The organism is Bacillus sp. NMCC4 (assembly GCF_002998555.1).
Lineage (GTDB): Bacteria > Bacillota > Bacilli > Bacillales > Bacillaceae > Bacillus.
In genome coordinates this window covers 1-923 of sequence record NZ_PVRA01000022.1, presented here as the reverse complement: position 1 = coordinate 923, position 923 = coordinate 1, and the positions used below count along the sequence as shown (strand labels likewise).

Annotated in this window: 1 tRNA gene and 1 rRNA gene; both read left to right on the top strand. The window is 38.8% G+C overall.

Features of this window, described 5'->3' with window-relative positions:
* Window positions 1-139: 139 nt before the first annotated feature.
* Window positions 140-255 (top strand): 5S ribosomal RNA (rrf, locus tag C6Y02_RS19155).
* Window positions 256-797: 542 nt separating this feature from the next.
* Window positions 798-873, top strand: a tRNA-Val gene (locus C6Y02_RS19150).
* Window positions 874-923: the final 50 nt, after the last annotated feature.

Below are 923 nucleotides of genomic sequence, written 5' to 3'. Positions count from 1 at the left end.
ATCAGGTTGATAGGTCTGAGGTGGAAGCGTGGTGACACGTGGAGCTGACAGATACTAATAGATCGAGGACTTAACCTATATTCTAATGTGAAGTTTGAACATTGTTATCTAGTTTTGAGAGAACATTCTCTCCATCAGGTTTGGTGGCGATAGCGAAGAGGTCACACCCGTTCCCATACCGAACACGGAAGTTAAGCTCTTCAGCGCCGATGGTAGTTGGGGGTCTCCCCCTGTGAGAGTAGGACGCCGCCAAGCTCTTCTAAGGATCAGTTCCATACGGAACTGGTCTTTTTGTGTTGCTTGAGAGGATATTTTTTTGATTGCACTTGTTTGATGAACGTGCGGCACTCCAACTCATTTACAAGTATGTGAGACATTTTAAATCAAAAAGATAGAACGTTCATCATATTATAAATCCTTGTTATGAAAAAACTAGTAGAGAGATAGAGTATTAGATTATAGAAGGGGACTGTATCAATCTTTATAGTTAACTCTATTCTAATATCTATAAAAACTGCACCTAAAGTTTGATTCCAAGGAATACCTATACCATGAAAGCATAAAAATAATAGGCTGCTGATATTTCTGAAGGAATTGACCGTTTTTAAAGAGAATATAGAGAGGAGAGCTTCAGCTGATAAACGTTGAATGACAGCAGTTTGAATGGAGAAAATGAGGATCATTTGCTAAAAGAAATACCAATGAAAATTGAAATAAAATTTTTTTAATATAGCCTTTACAAATGATGAAAACCTGTATATAATAATCTTTGTCGGATCGAGAGATTCCTACATAGTGGAGGATTAGCTCAGCTGGGAGAGCATCTGCCTTACAAGCAGAGGGTCGGCGGTTCGAGCCCGTCATCCTCCACCATATTTATTCTTACATAATGTTAGGATAGATAAAGCCGGTGTAGCTCAACT